This is a genomic window from Desulforamulus hydrothermalis Lam5 = DSM 18033, assembly GCF_000315365.1.
GTDB classification, from domain to species: domain Bacteria; phylum Bacillota; class Desulfotomaculia; order Desulfotomaculales; family Desulfotomaculaceae; genus Desulfotomaculum; species Desulfotomaculum hydrothermale.
On the sequence record NZ_CAOS01000015.1, the window covers coordinates 26,806 to 49,863 of the forward strand.

Below are 23,058 nucleotides of genomic sequence, written 5' to 3' on the forward strand. Positions count from 1 at the left end.
TTTAGGGCCCGAGGCCCTCTTTAATTTTTATTAAGTATTTGGCGGTACCATTGAAGGGTGGTTGTCAGACCTTGTTCCAGCGAAGTGGCGGGCTGCCATTGTAAAATTTGCCGGGCCAATTTTATATCTACGCAATAAGCAAACTGTTCCTCTGCCGCGTAAGGCTTAGCCCCGTAGCGCAAGAGATCTGTCCCGCCGGTCAGGGCGCCGACCGTTTCTGCCACATCCCGCAAGGACACCGACTGCCCGCTGCCGATGTTAAAAACACCTCCGGCAGCCCGGGGAGTATTGGCAGCCCGCCACAGGGCTTCCACCACATCGGCCACATATACAAAATCCCGGTATTGTTGACCTGCTGTCATGGCAAAGGGTCGCTTGTATAAAAGAGATCTCATCAACTGACTTAAAAACAGATGTTCTCCCTGGGCCGGGCCATAAACCAGAGTGGGCCGCAGCACAACTACCGGCAGCTTAAAATATTCCCAGCACAAACCGGCCAGCATAGTGGCAGCGGCCTTGGCAGCACCGTAGGCTGATACCGGCCGTAACCTGTCAAGTTCCCGGTAGGGCGTTGCCCCCCGACCATATTCAGCCGCGCTGCCCAACAAAACCACCGCCCGGCAACCGGTATCCTGCAGTGAACGAAGCAAGTTCATGGTACCCAGCAGATTTGTTTGATAGGCCTGTTGAATGGCTGACCAGGAACGTCCCGTGGGCCTGACGGCTGCTAAATGAAAAACCATCTCAGGCTGAAAATGCCGGATTTGTTGACTGAGGGTGGGGTAATCCAGGATATCTGCCGTGACGAAAGTTGCGTCAGTATTAATTAGCCTTACATTTTTCCGGCGCCTGACCAACCCCAGGATCTCAACTTCTTCCGCCTTTAAGCGTGTTATCAGGTGAGCAGCGATGAAGCCGCCCGCTCCGGTTATTAGCGCACGTTTTTTATTGACCCCAAGTCTTTCACTCCCTCAAGGTATTGACGGTACCAGGCCAACGTATCAGCCAAACCCGCTTCTAAACCCCAGCGGGGATGCCATTGTAAAATTTTGCGGGCCCGGCTGCTGTCACTGTACTGCTGTTCAATTTCAGCGGCCGGCGTCCTTTGACCCAGTATGCGCGGCTTAAGGTTTTTTCCGGATATTTTAATTATCGTCTGAACCATCTCCAGCACTGAAATGGGGTGGTGGGGCGCAAAATTAAAGGCCTGACCCACCACAGCCGGGCGGTGCAGATGCTCTGCCAGTAATAAATAGGCAGCTACCGCATCTTCTATATAAAGGTATTCACGCAGGGGAGAACCATCACTGCGAATGGTAGGCGCCCGGTCTGCCAATACCGCCTGGACGGTGCCCGGTACCAACCGGTTAAAATTTAAGTCTCCGCCGCCATAAACATTGGCCAGCCGGGAGATTACCACCGGCAGTCGATAGGTTTGGTAATAACTCTGGGCAATTAAATCGCTGCATGATTTAGAAACATCATAGGGATGATTGCCCTGCAGCGGCTGATCCTCTGTATAAGGCAGCTCGGCTGACCGCCCGTAAGCCTTATCGCTGGATGCTACCACTATTCTCTCCACGGTGGGAGAAAGACGGCAGGCTTCCAAAACAGTCCAGGTGCCTTTAATATTAGACTCAAAGGTGGAAAGGGGCGAACGGTTGGCAATGGTAACAATAGTTTGGGCAGCCAAATGAAAAACCGTGTCTATTTCATATTCTGCCAGCACCCGGTTAACAAAGTGAAAGTCTGTAATATCACCATAAGCAGCCTGCATGTGGTTGAAAACACCGCTTTGAAAAAGATTGCTTGCTGCCACATGATCTCGGATGATGCCCACCACTTGAGCCCCTGACTGAACCAGCCTGTTAGCCAACCGGCTGCCAATGAAACCCGTACAGCCGGTTATTAAAACGTTTTTTCCCTGCCATTGACTCATGTTTGCCACACCTCCCACGGCGCATTACCCTGCTGCCACCAGGCATTTAGCTGTTCCATATCACGATAGGTATCCATACACTGCCAAAAACCCTTGTGTTTAAAAATTTTTAATTGTCCCTCCCGGGCTAACTGTTCCAGTGGTTCACGTTCTAATACACAATCTTCTTGGTCAACTAAATAGTTGAAAAATTCTCGCCGGAAAACAAAAAAACCGCCGTTAATCCACCCGCTTTTTACCTGTGACTTCTCACGAAAAGAAGTTACTGTATTGCCCCTTACCTCTAATTCCCCAAACCGGGATAAAGGCCGTACACCGGTTACGGTAGCCAGGCTGCCATGACTTTTGTGAAAAAGGTACAACTCATGCAAATTAACATTGCCCAGGCCGTCGCCATAAGTAACCATAAAATCACTGTCCTCAGCAATATATTGCTCTATTCTTTTTAAGCGGCAACCGGTCATTGCGCTAATGCCGGTATCCGCCAGGGTCACCTGCCAGTCAATGGTCTGGCTGCAGTGAACTTGCACCTGTGGCTGCGGCGAAAAACGGATGGTCAAATCACTGTTCATCATTTCATACTGAAGAAAATATTGTTTAATCATATCTCCCAGATAGCCCAGGCAAAGAATAAAATCTTTAAAGCCAAAATGAGCATAGTATTTCATAATGTGCCACAGTATAGGCCTGTTGCCTATGGTCACCAGCGGTTTAGGGCGAACCACGGTTTCTTCTTTAAGCCGGGTTCCTTTGCCGCCACACAAAATCACCACCTTCACGCAAAACACCCCTTATGCGGTAAATTGTCATATTGCGCAGAAATTCCCATACAGTTCTTGGCCGCACGCTTGATCTGCCGCCCTGACGACGGCGGAAAACTATCGGTATTTCTCCTACCGACAAATTTAAGTAACTGGCTTTAAGCACTACCTCCGCATCTAAAAACCAGTCCTTTGAACAAAGATTGAGATTTTCATAGCACCAACGGGTCATTATTTTAGGTGAACCGTTAATATCGCCAACATTTACCTTAAATGTATATACAAAAAGTTTGTTAAATATGTGGGAAACCAGTTTTCTTAGCAATCCGTCCTGTCGCTTTTGCCGTTTAACTTTGCAAAGCTGGAAGTTTCCAGCCAGCAGGTGTTTGAACACCCTGGGCACATCGGCCGGGTCAACTTGCCCGTCTCCTCCCATAAAGCCCAGGTACTCACCGGCGGCCCAGCGCAAGCCGTTAATGATGCCCCAGCCATAACCAAGATTTCTGGGCACCCTGACAACTTTAACAGCAGGATTACCCTGCGCCAGTTTCGCCAGGATTAAACCGGTACCGTCCCGGGAGCCGTTATCTACCAAAATTAATTCGAAACAAATTTTTTCTTTTTCCAGTGCGGCTATCAGTTCATTTACCACCGCCGCGGCATTGGCTGCCTCATTGTACATGGGTAAAACCAGGGATAGTTTTGCAGCAGGGGGCATGTTAATTACTCCTGTCTTTGTTTTTTAAACAATAAAATCTTGCCCACATTTTGCCAAAGTATTCCGGATATACTAGAGAAATAAGCGGTATAGAGCGGACTGTTGACTAAGGTTGAAAAATATAAGGTAACGGTTTCCACCGTTACATCCGTAACTTACGGAAGGTGAGTTATGACAAAAAAAATAACCGCCTGGGGGCGGCTGACTCTGCCGGTTTGGCTTGTCCTGGTGTGGCCAAGTATGGTCGGGTATATCAACCGGGCCGGTATTAAGGACTATTATCATGTTTATTTTGCTTTGCAAAGTATTGCCGTCAGCAGCATAACGGAACCGTTAATACTGACCCTGGTGTTTACCCTGGCTTTTATTTTATACCTGCAAGCCATCAGAAATTGCACAAAAGAAACCGATCCCCGGACAGTCTTTGCCTGGACCGGAGTATTTACAGCCTGCTTGCTCCTGATGTTTCCCTTTGCCTGTGAAGATGTTTATTATTACATCGCCATCGGTCACCTGCAAAACTATTATCAAGTTAATCCTTATTTTGTCACCGCTCATCAAGTTGCCGGTTGGTCGGCTGACCCGCTGTTAAGTACCACCCGCTGGGGTTTTTTATTAAATGTTTACGGGCCGGTGTGGACAAAGGTTAGCCACTGGCTGGTTGCCGCTGCTGCCGACCGTCTCTGGCAGGCGGCGGCACTGTTTAAACTTTGGGCTGCGCTGCTGCATTTGCTTAATACCTTGCTGGTGGGAAAAACCGCCCAACATCTGAGCTTGCCTGCCGCACAGGCCATGCTTATTTACGGCTGGAACCCCCTGCTGTTATTTGAGCTGCCCGGTCACGCCCATAACGACGCCCTGCTGCTCACCTTTGTGCTCCTGTCCTTTTATGCCCTCAGCAGCGGTTTGGCAAGCTGGCACCTGCCCTGCTTAACCATGGCGGCACTGGTTAAGTACACACCTGTTTTGTTAATACCCCTGGGATTCCTGTGGTTGTTAATGAAAAGACAATATCAAGCCCTGGCAATCGGCTGTTTAATCTCCGCGTTTCTGACGGTTGCAGCCTGGACCCCCTATTGGCAAGGGTTTGCCACTCTTAAAGGCTTGTTACGGCAGATGAACTTCTACTCCTTAAAATCCCTTCATTATGTTATCATACAGGTGTTACAGACCTGGCCCGGGCAACTGCCTAAAACGGTTATTTTTGCTGTAACGGCAAACTGTTTGCTTTTGGTCTTTTTGTTGTTTTACGTTTACCACCTTGTAAAATTTGTTGCCCCGGAACGGCAAAACGGCTTTGACCGGCTTGTTGTGACATGTAGTTTTATCTTACTGGGATATTTGCTGCTGGCCAACAAATGGTTTCAACCCTGGTACATGACCTGGCTTATCCCCATGGCGGCCCTCATCCGATGGCCCCACCCGCTTGTTTGCCTGCTGCTGTTATTGTCATATACTGCAGAATTGTCTCGTATCCCCCTGTTGTTAACCCAACATAACGGTATCACCATACAACTGGCCGCCTTTTTAATTATCTGGTTGCCCCTGCCGTGCTATTGCCTGTTACGGGTTTATTCGGATAAAAAGCTGCTGATGCTGCGACAAAAACATACCAAGCATTAAATTATCTGCCATTACCTAACGTTTAGCAAATTTTCCCCGACAACGGAAGGATTTGCTCGTCTGTAGTCGAATAAACTATTTTATATGTAAAAAATGGCAGGTGTATGGCTATGAATGAAGCCGTCAGTATAAAAGGAACCCGGCACGGCTTATTAATTCTGGTTGATCAGGAGCGGGATTTTGAAGAAATAAAACAAAATTTGTATAAGAAAATGGAAGCTGCCCGGGGCTTTTTTAAAGGAGCAAGATTCGCCTTTTACCATGAGCCGGTGGAAAACGAACAAAGGCGGGCACTGGAAGAAATATGTCTGCAATATGGGCTGATTCATCAACCGGAAATCAAAACAAAAATACAAAATACAGCGGTTTCTCTTTCATCCAACCATAATCAGCCCGCCAATCAATTGTCGCCGGCGCCTCAAAACTGCGCTGCCAATTGTGACACCCTTTTGGTGAAAAGAAGTTTGCGTTCCGGACAGCAAATTGAATATCCCGGCCATGTAGTTGTTCTGGGTGATGTTCATGCCGGTGCTCAGGTGGTGGCATACGGTAATGTACTGGTGATGGGCTGCTTGCGTGGTGTGGTGCATGCCGGGGCCAACGGTAATGCCAATGCCCGGGTAGTGGCACACCGTCTCGCGCCGGCTCAGTTAAGAATCGGTACATCCATTGCCTGCTCCCCGGCCTACGAGCAAAACCAGGCCAACTACCCGGAAATTGCTTATCTTTCGGAAGACGGTCAAATAATTGTGGAATCTTACAACAGCAGCCGTCCCGCCGGGCGGCCAACCTAATAAAAGGCAGCAAAGTCAAACCCGGAACTGCTGAACTGCTCAGAGTATCCGGGTTTTCTGTTGCCTGAAGGTTGATGCAAACGGTCTGCCGGCGCAATTTTATTCACTCGGCAAAGTTATTTTTTTGCAACAAGTTAAATGCCGCCAGTAAGCCGGCAATGGTTTTGCCGTCCCTTATTTGGCCATGATATATCATATCCAGGGCCTCCTGCAGGTCAACCTCGGTTACCTGCAGAAACTCGTCTTCATCCGGTTTTTGCTGCCCCGGTGTCAGATCCCGGGCCAAAAAAACGTGCATTAACTCATTGGTAAAGCCCGGCGTGGTATAAAACTCACATATTTTTTGCAAAGTGCCGGCGGTATAGCCGGTTTCCTCTTGTAACTCCCGGCGGGCACATGACTCAGGACTTTCTCCGGGGTCTTTTTTACCGGCAGGTGCTTCCAGCAGAATTTCCGCTACCGGATAGCGGTACTGGTTGACCAGTAAAACTTTTTGTTCCGGAGTAACAGCTACAATTGTTACTGCCTCTGAAAATTCCACCACCTCGCGGCTGCTTTGCTTGCCGTTAGGCAGCAACACTTGATCTACCCGCAAGTTTAATATCCTTCCCTCATATATTTTTTGCGAGGACAATGTTATTTCTTGTAAATGTTTCATATAACTAAGCCTCCAGTCATTTTATATACTGCATTAATTTCCTTGCCGGATAAAAGATTCCTGCCCATTAGGGCAATTCGCATTCAAATGTTGATAAGAAAGTTCCCCTGTTTTATGAAGGAGTTTCATGGAGCATGTAGAAATAAATTCCTGAGCAATTAAGGAGGGCATGACATGTCTGTTGCTACAGTTGGTATTCCTCGGGCTTTGGCATATTATATATACTACCCCAGATGGCGTTCTTTCTTAAGTGAGCTGGGTGTCCGGGTTGTCACCTCCGGCCTCAGCAACAGGCAAATGCTGGATGAAGGCGTTAAAGAGGCGCTGGCGGAAGCCTGTGTGCCAATTAAACTTTATTTTGGTCATGTCCTCTCCCTAAAGGACAAAGCCGATTTTATTTTTGTTCCCCGGCTGTACTGTCTAAACAGCAAAACACTTTACTGTCCAAAATTTTTAGGCTTACCGGATATGATCAAACACAGCCTGCATCATCTGCCGCCTGTTATTGACACTATGTTCAATAACCGTTATAAGGGTTTCTTAGCCAGGCGAACCGAATTAGCCAAATCTTTTTTTCAACTGGGTAGCAAGTTTACCAACGATAAATTGAAAATTCTCAAAGCCATTTATCATTCAATTAAAACCGAACAGCGTTATCACCAGTTATTACAGTCAGGTCTGTTACCTAATCAGGCCATTGCTCTGTTAAGCGGCTCTAAGAATGTTAGTGCCGCTCCCCCTCAGAACGCCCTTAAATTTGCTGTTCTGGGTTATCCTTATCATTTATATGATGAATTTATCAATGTAGGCGTGTTAACCAAATTACGGCGTTTGGGAGTTCAAATAGTAACCACTGAAAATTTGCCGCCAAGGGTTTTGTACCGCCAACAACACCCCTACCCGAAAGACATGTTCTGGACCTTCAGCGATCGGGCTTTCCGTTCAGCCCTTCATTTTTTTCGGGAAGGCGGTGTGGATGGCATTATCTATGTGACCGCCTTTGGCTGTGGTCCTGACGCCATGGTTTACCGGCTTATTGAAATGGAAGCCAAAAAATACCCTCATATTCCGTTTATGATTTTAATGATTGATGAACACAGCGGCGAAGCCGGTATCTCTACCAGGCTGGAGGCTTTTACAGATATGGTCAGGCGTAGAAAAAAAGGGGGCTAGTTGCAGATGCTTAAGGTCACATTTCCCCGCATGGGCCATTCTTATATTGCCTTTAAAATGCTGATGGAAGAAATGGGCAATCAAGTAATTGTGCCTCCCCGCCCCAGCAAGAGAACTCTCGACTTGGGTGTACAGCACGCCCCGGAGTTTGCCTGTTTGCCTTTTAAAATCTTGCTGGGCACTTATTTAGAAACCATTGAAATGGGCGCCAACACCCTGGTTACTTCCGGCGGCCACGGCCCCTGCCGGGCGGGGTTGTATGCCCAGGTGCATCACAGGATTATCCAGGAGCTGGGCCATCAGGTTAACATGGTTTGTTTTGAAGCTCCCCTGCGGCACCCGCTGGACTTTTTAAAAAAGGTTAACTTTCTCAACAGTGCCAGGCTGTCTTACAAGGCTGTCTATCAGGCCATTAAAAAAGGTTGGCATAAACTTAAAGCGTTGGATAACGTAGAAAAATTAACTCATAAAATACGCCCCCGGGAACTGGTGACCGGCACCACTTCTAAGGTTTACCGGCAAGCCCAGCAGTGGCTGGATCAGGCCAGAACTTTCCAGGAAATCGACGAGGCTTACCGTGAATCTGTTAACGCATTAAACAACATTCCCCAGGATCCAGACCGCCTGGTCTTTAAAGTAGGCTTGATTGGGGAGATTTATGTTTTGCTGGAACCGGCCAGCAATCAGGAAATTGAAGAAGTATTAGGAAATTTAGGCGTTGAAGTGGAACGTTCCATCTTCCTGACCGGCTGGACCAAAGATAACTTAAATAAAAACAGTAAAGACCTGGTTACCTGTCACGAAGCTGCCCGGGCTTGGATTCCGGTGGCCATCGGCGGCCATGGCCAGGATTCGGTGGGCCATACAGTGCTCTACGCCCTGCAGGGTTTTGACGGGGTAATTCAACTGGCCCCCTTTACTTGTATACCCGAAATTGTTTCCAAAACAGTGTTAACCAAAGTAAGCCGAAAGTATGATATTCCGGTGCTAACCTTCTTTTTGGATGAGCAAACCGGCAAGGCAGGTATGGCTACCCGTCTGGAGGCCTTTGTGGACTTATTAAGAAGAAAAAAACTTGCACGTCTGGATACCCATCCGGCTGTAACTGGTTAGGAGAAGTGTATGAAAGCATATTTAGGTATAGACGTAGGTTCTGTCAGCACAAATATCGTTATTGTAACTGAAGATAATAATGTTCTGGCTTCATTGTACTTGCGAACCCGGGGACGCCCCATCGAAGCACTGCAAGCCGGTTTAAAAGAAGTGGCGGCGAGCATTCCTGCTCACCTGCAAATTGCCGGCGTTGGCGCCACCGGCAGCGGCCGTTTTTTGGCCGGTGTGATGGTCGGGGCGGATGTGGTAAAGAACGAAATTACGGCCCACGCGGTGGCTGCATCACTGGTACAACCCAATGTTCAAACGGTGTTGGAAATTGGCGGCCAGGATTCAAAAATTATTATTTTACGCAACGGGGTGGTAACTGACTTTGCCATGAATACCGTTTGCGCCGCCGGCACCGGTTCCTTTTTGGACCAGCAGGCTGCCCGCTTGGGCATACCCATTCAGGAATTCGGTCAACTGGCATTAAAGTCTGCCTCTTCGGTCAGAATTGCCGGCCGCTGTACTGTTTTTGCCGAATCAGACATGATTCACAAACAGCAAATGGGACACCGGGTAGAAGATATTATCAACGGTTTATGCGAAGCATTAGTCCGCAACTATCTCAACAACGTGGGCAAAGGCAAAGAAATATTACCCCCTATACTTTTTCAAGGTGGGGTAGCGGCCAACCAGGGAATAAAAGCCGCCTTTGAACGGGCTCTGGGACACGATGTACAAATACCAAAGTATTATAATGTTATGGGTGCCTTGGGCGCTGCTCAGTTAGCCAAAGAAGAGTTGAACCGCCGGGGCGGCAAAACTAAATTTAAAGGTTTTGATGTCACCAATCTTTCTTATCTGACACGCAGCTTTGAATGCAACAGTTGTTCTAACCTGTGCGAAATTGTTGAGGTGCTGGAAAACGATGCGGTCATTGGCCGCTGGGGTTCCCGCTGCGGCAAATGGGATATTGCAGATTTATAGAGCCAGGCAGCTTGCCTGGCTATTATTTATTGCTTTGGAATGGTAAAACGGAAGGTTGTACCCCGGCCCGGTTTACTGCTTAGACTTACGGTACCGCCGTGCAGCTCCACCAACTGCTTAACAATGGCCAGCCCCAGACCGGTACCGCCAGCAGAGCGGCAGCGGGATTTATCTACCTTGTAAAATTTATCCCAAATAAAGGGTTGTTCTTCTTCCGGGATACCCGGACCATTGTCTTTAACTTCCGCAATAAGAGCTTGCCGGTGCTCCGCCAAGGTTACCAGCACCTCGCCGCCGGGTGGAGAGAATCGCAGAGCGTTTTCTGTTAAGTTAATTAAAATTTGGCCCAAGCGATCACTGTCTGCAGTTATTAATATTGGCCGGGACGGCGGCACAAAGCGCAACACAATCCCCCTGGCTGCCGCCAGGTCCTGCATTTTATTTACCACACTGTTAAACAGACTTACCGCATCTACCGCCTGCTTATTAAGAATCACTTCACCCAGCTCGATTTTTCGCATATCCAACAATTCACTGGTTAATCGACGCAACCGTAAAGTTTCTTCTAAAATGTTGTTAAGGTACTGCCGTTGTTTGGCCGGGTCTTTTACCACACCGTCCAAAAGAGCTTCCGCATTACCCTGAATAATCGTCAACGGTGTGCGTAATTCGTGGGAAACGCCGGCCACAAAATCCCGCCTTGTTTGGTCAATCCGGCGCAGCAAGCTGATTTTTTCAGCCAACTGGCAGGCCAAAGAGTTCAAAGATTCGGCCAGCCAACCAATTTCATCGTTCCGGGTCACGTCTACCCTCCTGCTGTAATCGCCCTGGGCCATGGATTTCGCCACTTCTTGCATCTGCAGCAACGGTCCCGACAAGTACCGGGATAACAGCCAGCTGACCAGCGCGGCCAGCAACAAGCCTCCCAGCAGGCTGTACAGACTGGTCCCCTGCAAAGCCCGCAGGTTGTTATCAATAGGCTGCAACGGGGTATTAACCACCAGGGCTCCCACTACAGAAGCCGCTTTTTTAACGGGCACGGCAGCCGTTAATATCTCCGTGTTAAACATGGGATGATGCCCGCGGTAGATTATCTCAGCGCCAGCCAGTATTTGCGACATATCCACCTTGGTTTGGGATTGACTCACATTGCCGGAAAGCCACTGATGACCCATACCCATACCCATACCTAAACCCATGCCGTGCATCATGCCGTGACCCCAGCCGGAACGGGCTGTCAGCACAATAGTTCCTTCCCGGTCGGTGAGGAACACCGTAGCCTGTAAACTGTTGGCCAAACCCTGCAACTGTTGAAAAACTGTCTGACTGTTGTTCTCCTCAGCCAGGTCTGCAGCAGCTGCCCGGGCTTCTGTCAACAATCTGTCCGACTGCTGTCTATAATATGTTTTCTCCAACAGCCACAACTGGCTTAAGGTTGTCAGGCCCATGGTTAAAATTACCAATAAAGTGGTGGCCAGCCATAGTTTTTTAACAATACCGCCGGGTTTCATTTAGGCACCTCAAATTTATAGCCTACTCCCCACACAGTAACAATAAGCTGTTTGCCCCCTTGTACATTTAACTTGTCACGCAGGCGGTTGATGTGCGTATCTACAGTGCGCAGGTCGCCATAATAGTTATAACCCCAAACGTTTTCCAGTAAAGTTTCTCGTGAAAAAGCCCTGCCCGGTGACTTAGCCAGGTAAAGGAGCAAATCAAATTCCCTGGGGGTTAACGTAATATCCTTGCCTTGAAACTCTACAGTGCGGGACTCCGGGTTAATTACCAACTGAGGAAAAGCTAAAACCGCCGGTTTTTTTTCAACGGGCAACCGGTCCGGATGAGAGCGACGCAAAACCGCTTTTACCCGTGCCACCAGCTCTCTTGGACTGAATGGTTTAACTATATAGTCGTCTGCCCCCACTTCCAAGCCCAGTACCCGATCAATCTCCTCTCCTTTAGCTGTCAGCATTATTATGGGAATCTGTGAGGTTTTTCGAACCTCCTTGCACAGAGTCAAACCGTCAACACCCGGCAGCATAAGATCCAGCAACAGCAGGTCGTAAGAATTTTTTGTCACCATGTCAACAACCCCGCTGCCGCTGTCATGCTCAACTACGGTAAAGCCATCCTTTTCTAAGTAAACTTTGACCAGATCTCTGATTTTTTCTTCATCGTCCACCAGCAATACCCTGGGCATAGGCATCACCTGCTTAATAAAATAGTTTTAGCCCCGGCATGGAATGCTTGTTATATTCCCCGGGAAACCTTGCCCGCAGGGAGTACCGTCCCGGCAGGCTTTGTCACCAGATAAACACCGCCTAATATTAACCCGCCGCCAACAGCGTGAAACAGTTGCCATTGCTCACCCAGCAAAAGCACAGAAAAGACAGCCCCGGATAGGGGTACCAAATTTTGAAATATCGCCGCTTTGCCCGCCCCTACCCTGTTAATTCCTGCAAACCAGAGGACAAAGCTAAGGGCTGATGCAATAACAGCCAAGTAAGTCAGGCCGGCCACTGAGACAATAGTCATGCGGCCAAAGGGATTATCTTGCCACTGTGTAACGGCTGCCAGGGTAAGCATCACCGCACCTATCCCCATGGCATAGGTACTGCATGTCAGCGGCGATAATCTTTTCATAATAACTTTACCACCAACTGAATAAAAACTCCAGGTCAGGGCGCTGCAAGTTAACATTAAATCACCGTGGTTAATATCCCAACTCAGCAGAGCCGCTGGCACTCCTTTGGTGACAATCACCACGACCCCGCCGAGGGATACCAAAAAACCAGCGGCCTGGCGCCAATGCAAGGGTTCCTGTAAGAAAAAAGCAGATAAAAGGGCTGTTAAGACAGGCCCACAGGCCACCAGCAAAGAACCGTCCATGGCGGCAGATACTCTTAAGCCGTTAAAAAACAGTATGTTATATAAAAAAATGCCGCTAAACCCCAGGAATACTAAAGCGGGCCAATCTTTAGACGAAATCTTTGCTTTTCTTCCCTCTTGCACCAGCATAAAAGGTAACAGGCATAAAAAAGCCAGCCAAAATCGTAATGCCGCTGCCACCAGGGCAGGTATCTCGCCGACAACCATTTTCGCTGCCACAAAGGCGCCCCCCCAGCTAACTGTAGCCAAAATCAACACAGCATAACTAAACATGTTGCTACCGGATATCATTAATATTTCACCTGCCAAATATTAGATAGCAATTAATCATGCTAATATCATACCACAAAGCCTGACCAGAGAAGCAAAAAATATTATTTACTACCCGACCGAGTGACATAATTAAATGGCACAAAACTTTATTCAAAGTTTTTAAGCTATTGTAATTAAATAGCAACTATGGCATAGTAAGATATAATTAGCCAAAATGCAAATTTTATACTTCTTGTAGTGATAAAATTTTGGGGAGGTACGTAATAGCTACCTTATTTCCGACAAACCTTGATAAAACTTAACAATATTAACTATAAGCAAAGCGGCAAAGAAATTAGGTGTACATCCGAACAGCCTGCGCAACTGGGAGAAGCAAGGCTTGATTAAGCCTGTCCGTTTACCTGGCGGTCAGCGCCGGTATTCCATGGACGAACTCAACAGGCTTTTGCAGTCCGGCCAACTGGACGCCGGGCAGGAAGGCGTCGTCCTGTACGCCCGGGTGTCCACCAAAAAGCAGGCGGATGCCGGCAACTTAAACAGGCAGCTGGAAAGGCTGAGGCAATATGTGATTGAGTCGCATTACCGTGTTGTTGCCGAGTTCACCGACGTAGCCAGCGGTTTAAACCAAAAACGCCGCGGTCTGACAAACGTGCTCAAGCTGGCCGAGCGGGGTGAGTACAAAAAACTAATTATCGAATATCCCGACCGGCTGGCCCGGTTCGGGTATTCGTACATTGAGCGGCATTTAAGGTACTGTGGCGTAGAGATCGTAGCCATAGCTGAAAAAGAGCCGGAAGACGCACAATCCGAATTGGTCAGGGACTTATTGGCAATAGTCACGTCTTTTTCGGCCCGGCTGTATAGCGCCAGAGGCGGGAAGAAGGTCAGGCAGGGTTTTCGGGAACTGATAGCGGAGGCATCTCAAAGTGAAAAAACGGAAGAACAACAAGAAGAAGCCGACTAAGACCGGTGGCGGCATAAGCTACACCGTCTGCGGCGAATTTTTTCCGGAGGTTTACCCTGCCTTCCGCTCTCAAAAGTGGAGCCGCGGGATGGAGGATCCGTTAGACACCGAGATGCGGCTGTTCTGCTCCTGCACCCGCTGGGCCTTCAACCGGTTACAGGAAGATAATTCCCGCCCAGAGCTAAAGAAGCAGGGTCAAGGAACATTCAGCATAAACTCCCGCTATTGCGACGACGCCATACTGAAGGCCAAAGCCGTAATTGAATCGCAAACAGAGCTGCTGACACTGGAAATGGAAGAGACGGAAACGAAACTGGCCCGCGCCAAGAAGAAACTCAGTTGGGCAGAAAAAGACCTGGACAGGGCCGTTAAAGCAAACAATACGGCTAAAATCGAGGACTTTAAGCACACCGTACACGGCCGCAAAGCCAGGGTAAAAAAGCTGGCTGACAAGCTGGACGAGCTAAAGGTCCACCGGGACAACGGCACCATACCAAAAGTAATTTTCGGGGGCCGTTCTCTGTGGAAGCGAGTGTGCAGAGGCAGGGTTTCGAGAGAAGAATGGCGGCAGGCCCGGCAGGACAGGCTATACGCCCGCGGCGACGAGACCAAAGGCGGCAACCCGAATCTCAAAATAAGCTGGCATAATGGAGAATTCACCCTGTCTGTGACCATCTCTCACCTGTCCGAACAGAAAGGGACAGACAAGAAGGGTAGACCCATAATGACCAGGGCCCCCCGGGTAACGGGCAAGCTCTGGCTGCCTGAGAAGCACCGGCAAAAAGTGCTGGAGCTGCTCTTATCAGGTGTGCCTTACACTGTGGAGCTAATCAAAGGTAGGGACAGCCGGTATAGGGTGCACATCACCTTGGCCGTTACAGCCCCCGTTTTAGTGACCAACCCCAACCAGGGTTACCTGGGTGTAGACACCAACCCCGACGGAGCAGCGCTGGCCAACGTCAGTTACACCGGACAGCCCACGCCCTGGCCGGAAGGTTTCACCGTACCCTATCCGAAAGCACTGCACAAATTCGCCGGGGAATTTCAGATAACCATGCACCCGAACGGTTTTCTTTACATCAAGGTACCAGAATTGTCCTACAGCCGGGGCTTCCGGCGCACGTACTTAATTGGCGTGCTTGCCAAAGTAGTGGTGGACACAGCTAAAACTTTAGGCAAACCCATCGCTTTAGAGAGCCTGGACTTCGGCAAAGACCGTTTTGACACCAACCGGAAATTCAACCGCATGGCGGCCAATTTTCCGTTCAAGAAGATGGTCGAGGCCGTCACCCGTAAAGCCTTCAAAGAAGGCGTCGGTGTAAAGCAAGTCTGGCCGGCGCACACGTCCACCATCGGCTATTACAAATACATGGAGCGTTACGGCATAACTATCCACCACGCCGCGGCATTAGTGATAGCCCGGCGGGCAATCGGTTTCAAAGAATACATAACCAAAGAGTTAAAGCAGAAAGTTCAGGCCGTCAAAGAGAAGCTGAGTCAAAAGGTAAATTCCTTGCCTGGGGAAGGAAGAGGGATGACCCGAAAGGTGAAGCAACTCTTCAAGCGGCTGGACGGAAAGATTTTTGTACACAACGGTTTGACCCGTTACAAACAGGAATCGTTTCACTCTGTCTGGCATGACTTGAAACACCTTGCTTTATCAAGTAGGTGACCCCGTTTAGCCGGAGTACGGGAACAACCGGTAGGCCGCATCTAACAGATTGCGGGAAGCAGAGCCGCAAGGCTTTTGCCGGACGGTCAACGCAAGACGGAAACCACCGTGGTTTTCCATATGGCCGCGTTTTGCGCCCGTAAAGCACTGTTTTTCCGTCCGGGTGAGACTCCCGGGGCCGAGGCCCCCTGTCACCCCAGGGAAAATTTTTCATGGAGGTGTAAAGCCTGGTCATGGGGGGCCGGGTTTACAAAAATCTAACTATTGTTAGGTATTGTGAACTTTTTTGAACCAGGCGATATGATGAAAACCATTATGATTCACAGTTTGCATCAGGGCGAAGGAAAAACAAAAATTGCCAAGGAGTTGGCAGGATATACGCAACTGCAAGGGAAACGAGCATTACTGGCAGACCTCGATTTTATTACGGAGCCGCACAGCAGAGCACTGGGGTTGCCCAGTTCGCCCAATTTACAAGACCTGCTGCAGGAAATAACCGCCGCCGCCAAAGAAAAACCTTATTTTGCCGTCCAGCTGGGGGAGGAAAAACTGGAGCAATACCTGCTCACTCATCATAGCGGTCTTAAAGTATTATCCAGCGAAAATGCCAAGCACCTGGCTGAGGATGAAGAAATTGCACAAAAAATCAGAACGGTAGTAAGAAATCTTAAACAACTCCCCTATGATTTAATGGTTATTGATACCGACAGCAGCAACCGTGACTACAACCAGGCGGTGCTGGAGGAAACGGATCAAGTGCTGATTGTTATGGACAATTTCCGATACAACGTAAAAGATCTCATCCTTTACTTGCATAAATTACAGGATATGGATTATTCCACCGACAACTTTAAAATAGTACTGAACAAGGTCCCTGATCCGGTGCATGTTACCATTGATGAAATTGAAAAGGAGACGGGTTTACCGGTTATCGGTATTGTACCGGTTTTGGATAAGACCCCCCTCCCCCCTCAAGAAACTGAAAACGTCTACCTGAACGTAGCAAATCCCAATAATGTTGAATTTATTGCTGCCATTAAGAAAATTGTCGATGTTTTATAAAAATTACCCAGGCAGGTGATCATAACCTGACAAAAGTAGAGGGTGCACCTTTTGGTGCACCCTACCATCCAAACAGATTACATATTTTATTAAAAAATCTTACCAGGGGGCGGTTTAATTGAGCTTCTAATTCTTGCTTTTCCGATTGCAGCCGGCTTAGTTCTTGTTGGGTCAGGCGCAGGGATTTTTGCAAATCCTCCCCTCCCTCTAAAGCCTCTTTTAAATCATTACTAAGGGTATGAATATCCTGTTTTAATTTGCGTTCTTCCAGGTTAGCCAGCTCTTGGTATTTTTCAATTTTTTGCTTCAGTTCAACAATCTCCGTTTGTAATTCTGCCACCCTGGTGCTGTAACGTTCCTTAAGTTCGGCCAGGCGGGCTTTGTTTTCCCGATCACGTTCTTTATATTGTTGTAGTTTAGAAAACAAACCTTCTAAACTGGACTGATTTTTTTCAGCCGTATCCTTTAAACGCCTGTTTTCGGTTTCTAACTCTTTGCACTTGCGAACCCATAATCTACACTGGTAAAGAATGCTGTTAGCTTTATTTTCGGTTCTTTCTAACTCGTGACGATAACGAAGAATTTCTTTTTTGCGCATATTAAGCAATAAATCTTTTTCAGACAGTTGGGTAGCCAGGTGATTGTACTGTTCAATTACCGAAGCTCGTTGAGCCATAGCTGCGGCTGCTTCTCTCTGGGCGGCCCCCAACTCCTGCAGTTGATGTGTCAAATGCTCATTTTTTTGCAGCAGCTTTTCCCTATCCTGCTGCCATTGTTTTTTCTGTCTGTTTAATATTTTCAAGTAACGTTTAACCAGCTCATCATATAATATATGTGCCGATTGATTATAATTCCAAATATCACTTACTCTTTCAAAATAAGGAAATTTACTTAATACTTGCTGAACAGCAGCTCCGGTGGTGGGACGCCATTCATTTACACACTCAAAAACCTGTTGGCCGGATAAGCCTCCCGGGTGCATTTTAAGTGCTTTAATTACCAAATGCTTTAAAGAATACTGATCTGCTTCCACATTCCATTCAGTTAAACCCCAACTGCCGTTATCCAGCTGGACAAACCTGCCATCAGGCATTAAGGCGGCTTCTTCAGCTAACTTCCTAATCCTTTTCTTTCTTGCCACCTGGTTGGTTACTACTTGCCGCAAACCGATGGGCTGCTGTCTTTTAATCAACATTTGGTAAAAATGATCATTTTCCGGATAACCCTGCAATTTTAACCGCCATTTACCGCTTTCGTCAGTGTAAAAACAAGCGTGCTGTTTCAGACACAGTTTTATTTTTTCAATTACTTGTTCGGCAGAATAGTCTTGCAACATCCTTTTCTGAACGTAGGGTGCAATTTCTTCTACAGATAATCCATCAAAAAAGAAGAGCGTCTTTTTTAAAACGTCGGTTAAAGAATTTAATTTGGCAGTCACCGAAACCCATCACCTTCCTGTACTATAATTAAACGGCAGAAATGGAATTATATTCCTTTTTATCAATAGATATTCCCCTTCAGGTTTCAGTTCCCTGCTCTCTGTCTGTAAAATTTTTCCTACAAGTTTCGTTACTTCTTTACACAGTAATCCTTATCCACTAATATCTTTAAAGATGTTTGTCTTATTTCTGAAAAAAAGACTGACAGATGTCAAACTACAAAACTTTAGTGCAAGAACCATCTCTAATTTATTTGCTTGATGCTTGTAAATTTAGGCACAATTAACATATAATAAAGTTAAGTGGTTATTTTTTTAACCTAAACGGTAGTAATACCTGTCTAAACTGTTATAAGGGGGGAGAACCATGAGTATTGCCATTCGTTCTGACGCCGGCGATCTAAATAAAAATGCCGTGGTAAAATTGGAAAACGGTGTGCTCAGAACCGCCCGGGGCATTATTCACATGGAAGGCCCCTGCAGCAGTGATTATATTGCGCGCCTGACTATGGACAGCGGTCTCAAGAATTTTCGCCCCCCCGCCCGTCAACAGGAAGCATTAATGTTGATTTCTAACCTTCCGGAAGGTAAGGTTTTTATCGCCAGGCACCAGGATAAAATTATTGGTTATGTAACCTTCCATGCACCTGATGAATACAGCCGCTGGAGCAAGCATCCTTACATTCTTGAATTGGGCGCTGTAGAGGTCAGTCCGGAATGGAGAAACGACAGAATAGCCCATTACCTGCTAACAGAGGCCTTCTCCCATGACTTTGTTGAAAATCATATTATAATTACCATTGAATTTTGCTGGCACTGGGATTTGAAGAACAGTGGCTTAACCATGATGAACTATCAAAAAATGTTAACCAGGCTTTTCTCTGCTGTGGGGTTAGTCAAAAGGGCCACCGACGATCCTGATATTACCGAGCATCCCGCCAATGTTATGATGGTACGCTTTGGTAAAAAGATTCCCAAAGAGGCCATTCAACGGTTTGAAGAGCTAACTTTTCTAAATCGCAGTTTATAAAATGAACTGACCACAATTTTGTTTTAATTCTATCAGCCAAGAAACCCGTACCATTCCGGTGGTACGGGTTTCTTATTGCCGGTTATGCTGCTATTTTACAAACTGTAGTTGGGAGCTTCCTTGGTTATATTTACACCGTGTGGGTGGCTTTCCTTTAAGCCTGCCGGTGTAATGCGAACAAACTTGGCCTTTGTTTTTAGCTCTTCAATGGTACGGCAACCGGTGTAACCCATACCTGCCTTCAAACCGCCTACCAGTTGGAAAATGGTATCGGATAAAGAACCTTTATAAGGCACCCTTCCTTCTACCCCTTCAGGTACCATTTTCTTGGCTTGCTCCTGGAAGTAGCGGTCACCGCTGCCTTGCTTCATAGCACCCAGAGAACCCATGCCGCGATATACTTTATAACTGCGACCCTGGTAAATTTCTTTTTCTCCCGGGCTTTCTTCGGTACCGGCCAGGATACTGCCCAGCATAACTACACTGGCCCCGGCGGCGATGGCCTTAACAATATCACCGGAATATTTTATACCACCGTCAGCTATCACCGGTACGCCGTGCTTGGCTGCTTCCTGTGCACAATCATATACAGCAGTGATTTGAGGTACCCCGACACCGGCCACCACCCTGGTAGTGCAAATGGAACCCGGCCCAATGCCTACTTTGACGGCATTGGCGCCGGCCGCAATCAAATCCCTGGTAGCTTCCGCTGTTGCTACATTGCCGGCAATGATGTTTAATTCGGGGTAGGCAGCGCGAATATTTTTAACGGTCTGCACCACCATGTGAGAATGGCCGTGAGCGGTATCCACCACGATGACATCAACCTTGGCTTGCACCAGGGCCTGTACCCGTTCCATGGTGTCAGAGGCCACGCCTACCGCTGCCGCAACCCGCAGACGGCCCCGATGATCCTTGGCAGAATTGGGGTACTCTTTGGCCTTTTTAATGTCTTTAATGGTGATAAGGCCACGCAAATTATTATGCTCGTCCACAATAGGCAGTTTCTCCACCTTGTGTTTCATCAGAATCTGTTTGGCTTCTTCCAGGGTAGTGCCTACGGGTGCTGTGATTAAATTGTCTTTGGTCATGACGTCACCGCACGGCCGGCTGTCATTGGTTTCAAAACGCAAGTCCCGGTTGGTTAAAATGCCCACCAGTTTGCCAGCCACCGTAATGGGTACACCCGAAATATGATATCTCTCCATGATTTCATAAGCTTCTCGGATGGGGCTTTCGGGTGAAAGAAAAATAGGATCTGTGATAACCCCGTGTTCCGAACGTTTTACCCTGTCAACCTCCATGGCCTGGCGGGCAATAGACATATTTTTATGGATAACGCCAATACCGCCTTCCCGAGCAATGGCTATAGCCATGCGTGATTCGGTAACCGTGTCCATGCCTGCACTCATGATTGGTATGTTAAGTTTAATATCATTGGTAAGGTAGGTAGAGGTATCAACGTCCCTGGGCAATACTTCTGATGCTCCCGGGATCAATAATACATCATCAAATGTCAGTCCCATCTTAGCAAATTTCTCCGGATACAACTCTATCTCTCCCTTCTTTTTTGGTAGGACCTGGCTTAAAAATATAATTGTTTATTATAGCACAGGTATGTTCAGGTTGCCAGAAAATCATTGTTAAAAATGTTTTTTTGTATACAATTTGACATGCTTAAGCAACTGATTAAGCAGTACCCTCCGGAAAAAAACAAGACTCCTCCCGTTAACTAACAGGAACTGAGTCTTTTATCTTTAGGCGCTTTAATCCTGACCCATGATGGAGCCAATGCCATGGGTCCAAAAATGCTCTTTTAAGTAACCAATACATTTTGGCGTCACGCCAAACTCCTTAGCCATTTCTTCATCCGAGCGATTATTTTTGATACCTTCAATGAGGGCATCAAAATCTACCCCTACTTCACTGGCCTTGGTTTGCAGACTGGGTTCTGTACTCCATGGTACTCTGGACCGAATAAACTCTTCCATGTTAACTTCCTCCCTGCTGACTTGTTATGCCTAGTCTTTCACAGGGTGATACAGATTATCCAAGAAAGAGTTGCAGCCCAGCACACTATTTTTCATGTAAATGACAGGTATCATTATACAATTCCAGCACTGCTTTTTCCGGACCGTCATATGCAAGAACTGTCAGTGATAAATTGTCCATCCGTAACTGCCAAAAGCAATTTAAGTCCAGGCCAAGGGCTAATCCCACTATTACCCGGATCACACCGCCGTGCGTGGCCAGTAATACGGTTTCTCCCGCATGGCGCATAACTAACTCAGTCACTGCTTTGCTGCAGCGATCCACCACCTGCTGCAAACTCTCCCCGTCGGGAATCGTTATAGTTAACGGGCTGGCCCACCAACGGGCACTTAGTTCGCCGTATGTTTCTGCAATTTCCTTAAAGGTAAGACCTTCCCAGCGGCCAAAATTGATTTCACGTAAAGCAGGCAAGCTGTAAACCGTCCCTTGATGTGGTTCTGCCAGGATCACGGCGGTTTCTCGGGCCCGGGACAAATCACTGCTGTAAAAAGCATCTATTTTCTGCTTGCTGAGACGATCCGCCAAGGCTTTGGCCTGTTCTCTGCCGCGTTGGGACAGTGGTATATCAGAATGACCTTGAAATTTGCCCCCGGCATTCCAGGCTGTCTCGCCATGGCGCACCAGGTATAGCCTGGTTCTCAACGCTATCAACCCTTTCATAAACTATTAGATCCTGCCAGAGATTTTAAGGCAATGGGCAAGCCGGCCGCCACAAAGTAAACCTCATCGGCCAAATGTGCTATCACCTGGTTGGCTGACCCGGCGATATCCCGGAAAGTGCGTCCCAGAGGGGTATCAGGCACTATGCCCAGCCCTACTTCATTGCTCACCACCAGTACAGAGGAACCACAATTCCGGCAGACTGCAGCCAATTGCGTCACTTTATTTAATATATATTTTTCTTGCTCCGGCGCCGTTCTGCCGTGGAAAGGGCTGTTGTCATTTAAAAGTAAATTGGTCAGCCAGAGAGTAAGGCAATCCAGCAGTATAACATGATACCGCTTGGCTTGTTTTTGTATAACTTCAATAACCTGCAACGGTTCTTCCACCGTATCCCAAACAGCCGGTCGTCCGGTGCGGTGCAACTGCACCCGCCGGGCCATTTCCTCATCATATACAGTGGCGGTGGCAAGATAAAGAACTTTTTCTCCCAGCTGTTGAGCCAGATTTTCAGCAAACCGGCTTTTGCCGCTGCGACTGCCGCCTAAAACCAAAAATAGTTTGCCTTGCTGACATGATTTCATAACAACCTTCCTTACTCCTACCAGGTATAAATTTCTTTGTCTTGCTAAATGTGTTATATTAATGCTATTACATTTCTGCCCTTACCCCTTATTATCCTGCTTATGGCACAGCCCGGCTGCAAGGGAGGAAAAATTGTTGCTTTTAAATCGCCTTAAACAATTCTGGCACGCTCTTTTCAGTCAAGTGGGCCCTGAAGAAACTGCGTTTATTAAAAAATATTTAGATGCCCGGGAACAATCGCTGTTTTGGGCCATGGACCGGCCAACCCAAACTCACTGTATCAGAGTAGCCCGCACCTGCCTTAATTTATTAAAAAACTGTCAAACCCTTGAGGTTAACCAAAATATTTTGCTTAAATCAGCCCTACTGCACGACCTGGGCAAACCAGCCCGTCTCATCAAAACAAGGGACCGGGTTCTTATTGTCATATTAAGCACATTGGCCCCCGCACTGTATCAATATATCCTGCAGGGTAAGTTGGGGCAGGGGCGTTTTTACCGGGCAGCTGCGGCTCATGCCAACCATTGTCTGGCAGGTGCCCGGAGGGCCGAGCAAGCCGGCCTGCCGCCGGCCGTAATTTACCTTATAGCCAACCACCACCGGCCGGAGCAAGCCGGAGACCCGCCGGAGTTAACGCTGCTGCGCCAAGCAGATGCTTTAAATTAAGCAGTGTCAGAAAATT

Annotated in this window: 23 protein-coding genes; 10 read left to right on the plus strand and 13 right to left on the minus strand. The window is 47.7% G+C overall.

Annotated features, from left to right (window positions below; translation table 11 throughout):
• Positions 1 to 20: 20 nt before the first annotated feature.
• The 4 genes from DESHY_RS12645 to DESHY_RS12660 are packed head-to-tail and all read right to left on the minus strand — an operon-like array spanning position 21 to position 3,418.
• Positions 21 to 932, minus strand: a complete 912-nt coding sequence (locus DESHY_RS12645) for an NAD-dependent epimerase/dehydratase family protein (RefSeq protein ID WP_072866232.1) — start codon at positions 930 to 932, stop codon at positions 21 to 23.
• Positions 932 to 1,939 (minus strand): GDP-mannose 4,6-dehydratase, encoded by a 1,008-nt coding sequence (locus tag DESHY_RS12650; protein ID WP_008413342.1) that lies wholly within the window; start codon positions 1,937 to 1,939, stop codon positions 932 to 934. The genes DESHY_RS12645 and DESHY_RS12650 overlap by 1 nt, the downstream gene beginning before the upstream one ends.
• A complete protein-coding gene (rfbF, locus tag DESHY_RS12655; protein ID WP_008413343.1) occupies positions 1,936 to 2,718 on the minus strand; it encodes a glucose-1-phosphate cytidylyltransferase in 783 nt (260 codons plus the stop codon). Before rfbF ends, DESHY_RS12650 begins: the two co-directional genes overlap by 4 nt.
• The gene (locus tag DESHY_RS12660) at positions 2,675 to 3,418 is read right to left on the minus strand and encodes a glycosyltransferase family 2 protein (RefSeq protein WP_008413344.1); all 744 of its coding nucleotides are present in this window, start codon (positions 3,416 to 3,418) and stop codon (positions 2,675 to 2,677) included. The genes rfbF and DESHY_RS12660 overlap by 44 nt, the downstream gene beginning before the upstream one ends.
• Before the next feature lie 171 nt (positions 3,419 to 3,589).
• On the opposite strand from DESHY_RS12660, the gene DESHY_RS12665 reads away from it, so the two are divergent.
• Both DESHY_RS12665 and minC read left to right on the plus strand, forming a co-directional pair.
• On the plus strand, positions 3,590 to 5,041 hold the full coding sequence (locus DESHY_RS12665) for an MptA/MptB family glycosyltransferase (RefSeq protein ID WP_008413345.1): 1,452 nt from the start codon (positions 3,590 to 3,592) through the stop codon (positions 5,039 to 5,041).
• A 110-nt stretch (positions 5,042 to 5,151) separates the two neighbouring features.
• Positions 5,152 to 5,835, plus strand: a complete 684-nt coding sequence (minC, locus tag DESHY_RS12670) for a septum site-determining protein MinC (protein WP_008413346.1) — start codon at positions 5,152 to 5,154, stop codon at positions 5,833 to 5,835.
• Between the two features lie 103 nt (positions 5,836 to 5,938).
• Here the strand turns inward: minC and DESHY_RS12675 are convergent, their stop codons facing one another.
• Complete coding sequence (locus DESHY_RS12675; RefSeq protein WP_008413347.1) at positions 5,939 to 6,493, minus strand: NUDIX domain-containing protein; 555 nt, start codon at positions 6,491 to 6,493, stop codon at positions 5,939 to 5,941.
• A gap of 174 nt (positions 6,494 to 6,667) precedes the next feature.
• Between DESHY_RS12675 and DESHY_RS12680 the strand changes: the two genes are divergently transcribed.
• Genes DESHY_RS12680 through DESHY_RS12690 form a run of 3 tightly spaced genes read left to right on the plus strand, consistent with a single transcriptional unit; the run spans position 6,668 to position 9,751 of the window.
• Positions 6,668 to 7,666, plus strand: a complete 999-nt coding sequence (locus tag DESHY_RS12680) for an acyl-CoA dehydratase activase-related protein (RefSeq protein ID WP_008413348.1) — start codon at positions 6,668 to 6,670, stop codon at positions 7,664 to 7,666.
• A gap of 6 nt (positions 7,667 to 7,672) precedes the next feature.
• Positions 7,673 to 8,779, plus strand: coding sequence for a hypothetical protein (locus DESHY_RS12685; RefSeq protein WP_008413350.1), 1,107 nt, complete (start codon positions 7,673 to 7,675; stop codon positions 8,777 to 8,779).
• Between the two features lie 9 nt (positions 8,780 to 8,788).
• Positions 8,789 to 9,751: an acyl-CoA dehydratase activase gene (locus DESHY_RS12690; RefSeq protein WP_008413351.1), complete on the plus strand. Its 963-nt coding sequence runs from the start codon at positions 8,789 to 8,791 to the stop codon at positions 9,749 to 9,751.
• 26 nt (positions 9,752 to 9,777) lie between these two features.
• Here DESHY_RS12690 and DESHY_RS12695 read toward each other — a convergent pair whose 3' ends face one another.
• The 3 genes from DESHY_RS12695 to DESHY_RS12705 are packed head-to-tail and all read right to left on the minus strand — an operon-like array spanning position 9,778 to position 12,931.
• Complete coding sequence (locus DESHY_RS12695; protein WP_008413353.1) at positions 9,778 to 11,262, minus strand: sensor histidine kinase; 1,485 nt, start codon at positions 11,260 to 11,262, stop codon at positions 9,778 to 9,780.
• Positions 11,259 to 11,951 carry a response regulator gene (locus DESHY_RS12700; protein ID WP_008413355.1) on the minus strand — a complete coding sequence of 231 codons (693 nt, stop codon included), beginning with the start codon at positions 11,949 to 11,951 and terminating at the stop codon, positions 11,259 to 11,261. Before DESHY_RS12700 ends, DESHY_RS12695 begins: the two co-directional genes overlap by 4 nt.
• A 50-nt stretch (positions 11,952 to 12,001) precedes the next feature.
• Positions 12,002 to 12,931, minus strand: coding sequence for a DMT family transporter (locus tag DESHY_RS12705; RefSeq protein ID WP_008413357.1), 930 nt, complete (start codon positions 12,929 to 12,931; stop codon positions 12,002 to 12,004).
• 295 nt (positions 12,932 to 13,226) lie between these two features.
• Between DESHY_RS12705 and DESHY_RS12710 the strand changes: the two genes are divergently transcribed.
• From DESHY_RS12710 to DESHY_RS12720, 3 genes are all read left to right on the plus strand, one after another.
• A complete protein-coding gene (locus DESHY_RS12710) occupies positions 13,227 to 13,877 on the plus strand; it encodes an IS607 family transposase (RefSeq protein ID WP_274377202.1) in 651 nt (216 codons plus the stop codon).
• Positions 13,840 to 15,549, plus strand: a complete 1,710-nt coding sequence (locus tag DESHY_RS12715; RefSeq protein WP_008413361.1) for an IS200/IS605 family element transposase accessory protein TnpB — start codon at positions 13,840 to 13,842, stop codon at positions 15,547 to 15,549. Before DESHY_RS12710 ends, DESHY_RS12715 begins: the two co-directional genes overlap by 38 nt.
• Before the next feature lie 300 nt (positions 15,550 to 15,849).
• Positions 15,850 to 16,611, plus strand: a complete 762-nt coding sequence (locus DESHY_RS12720) for a CpaE/TadZ family protein (protein ID WP_235695581.1) — start codon at positions 15,850 to 15,852, stop codon at positions 16,609 to 16,611.
• Between the two features lie 61 nt (positions 16,612 to 16,672).
• Here DESHY_RS12720 and DESHY_RS12725 read toward each other — a convergent pair whose 3' ends face one another.
• Positions 16,673 to 18,049 (minus strand): coiled-coil domain-containing protein, encoded by a 1,377-nt coding sequence (locus DESHY_RS12725; protein WP_008413364.1) that lies wholly within the window; start codon positions 18,047 to 18,049, stop codon positions 16,673 to 16,675.
• Between the two features lie 367 nt (positions 18,050 to 18,416).
• Here DESHY_RS12725 and DESHY_RS12730 point away from each other — a divergent pair, with 367 nt between their 5' ends.
• Entirely contained in the window at positions 18,417 to 19,079 is a 663-nt protein-coding gene (locus DESHY_RS12730; RefSeq protein WP_008413366.1) for a GNAT family N-acetyltransferase, read from the plus strand.
• 95 nt (positions 19,080 to 19,174) lie between these two features.
• Here DESHY_RS12730 and guaB read toward each other — a convergent pair whose 3' ends face one another.
• The 4 genes from guaB to cobU form a co-directional block, all read right to left on the minus strand.
• A complete protein-coding gene (gene guaB / locus DESHY_RS12735) occupies positions 19,175 to 20,629 on the minus strand; it encodes an IMP dehydrogenase (RefSeq protein ID WP_008413368.1) in 1,455 nt (484 codons plus the stop codon).
• A gap of 216 nt (positions 20,630 to 20,845) precedes the next feature.
• Positions 20,846 to 21,070: a hypothetical protein gene (locus DESHY_RS12740; RefSeq protein WP_008413370.1), complete on the minus strand. Its 225-nt coding sequence runs from the start codon at positions 21,068 to 21,070 to the stop codon at positions 20,846 to 20,848.
• Between the two features lie 85 nt (positions 21,071 to 21,155).
• Positions 21,156 to 21,791, minus strand: coding sequence for an alpha-ribazole phosphatase (cobC, locus tag DESHY_RS12745; protein ID WP_008413371.1), 636 nt, complete (start codon positions 21,789 to 21,791; stop codon positions 21,156 to 21,158).
• Entirely contained in the window at positions 21,788 to 22,375 is a 588-nt protein-coding gene (gene cobU / locus DESHY_RS12750; protein ID WP_008413372.1) for a bifunctional adenosylcobinamide kinase/adenosylcobinamide-phosphate guanylyltransferase, read from the minus strand. The genes cobC and cobU overlap by 4 nt, the downstream gene beginning before the upstream one ends.
• A gap of 136 nt (positions 22,376 to 22,511) precedes the next feature.
• Between cobU and DESHY_RS12755 the strand changes: the two genes are divergently transcribed.
• Complete coding sequence (locus tag DESHY_RS12755; protein WP_048818163.1) at positions 22,512 to 23,042, plus strand: HDIG domain-containing metalloprotein; 531 nt, start codon at positions 22,512 to 22,514, stop codon at positions 23,040 to 23,042.
• Positions 23,043 to 23,058: the final 16 nt, after the last annotated feature.

Coding starts and splice junctions, on each gene's coding strand:
- DESHY_RS12650 (WP_008413342.1), bottom strand. CDS start 1,939: ATGAGTCAATGGCAGGGAAAAAACGTTTTAATAACCGGCTGTACGGGT.
- DESHY_RS12660 (WP_008413344.1), bottom strand. CDS start 3,418: ATGCCCCCTGCTGCAAAACTATCCCTGGTTTTACCCATGTACAATGAG.
- DESHY_RS12665 (WP_008413345.1), top strand. CDS start 3,590: ATGACAAAAAAAATAACCGCCTGGGGGCGGCTGACTCTGCCGGTTTGG.
- minC (WP_008413346.1), top strand. CDS start 5,152: ATGAATGAAGCCGTCAGTATAAAAGGAACCCGGCACGGCTTATTAATT.
- DESHY_RS12675 (WP_008413347.1), bottom strand. CDS start 6,493: ATGAAACATTTACAAGAAATAACATTGTCCTCGCAAAAAATATATGAG.
- DESHY_RS12680 (WP_008413348.1), top strand. CDS start 6,668: ATGTCTGTTGCTACAGTTGGTATTCCTCGGGCTTTGGCATATTATATA.
- DESHY_RS12685 (WP_008413350.1), top strand. CDS start 7,673: ATGCTTAAGGTCACATTTCCCCGCATGGGCCATTCTTATATTGCCTTT.
- DESHY_RS12690 (WP_008413351.1), top strand. CDS start 8,789: ATGAAAGCATATTTAGGTATAGACGTAGGTTCTGTCAGCACAAATATC.
- DESHY_RS12695 (WP_008413353.1), bottom strand. CDS start 11,262: ATGAAACCCGGCGGTATTGTTAAAAAACTATGGCTGGCCACCACTTTA.
- DESHY_RS12700 (WP_008413355.1), bottom strand. CDS start 11,951: ATGCCCAGGGTATTGCTGGTGGACGATGAAGAAAAAATCAGAGATCTG.
- DESHY_RS12705 (WP_008413357.1), bottom strand. CDS start 12,931: ATGATATCCGGTAGCAACATGTTTAGTTATGCTGTGTTGATTTTGGCT.
- DESHY_RS12720 (WP_235695581.1), top strand. CDS start 15,850: ATGATGAAAACCATTATGATTCACAGTTTGCATCAGGGCGAAGGAAAA.
- DESHY_RS12730 (WP_008413366.1), top strand. CDS start 18,417: ATGAGTATTGCCATTCGTTCTGACGCCGGCGATCTAAATAAAAATGCC.
- DESHY_RS12740 (WP_008413370.1), bottom strand. CDS start 21,070: ATGGAAGAGTTTATTCGGTCCAGAGTACCATGGAGTACAGAACCCAGT.
- cobC (WP_008413371.1), bottom strand. CDS start 21,791: ATGAAAGGGTTGATAGCGTTGAGAACCAGGCTATACCTGGTGCGCCAT.
- cobU (WP_008413372.1), bottom strand. CDS start 22,375: ATGAAATCATGTCAGCAAGGCAAACTATTTTTGGTTTTAGGCGGCAGT.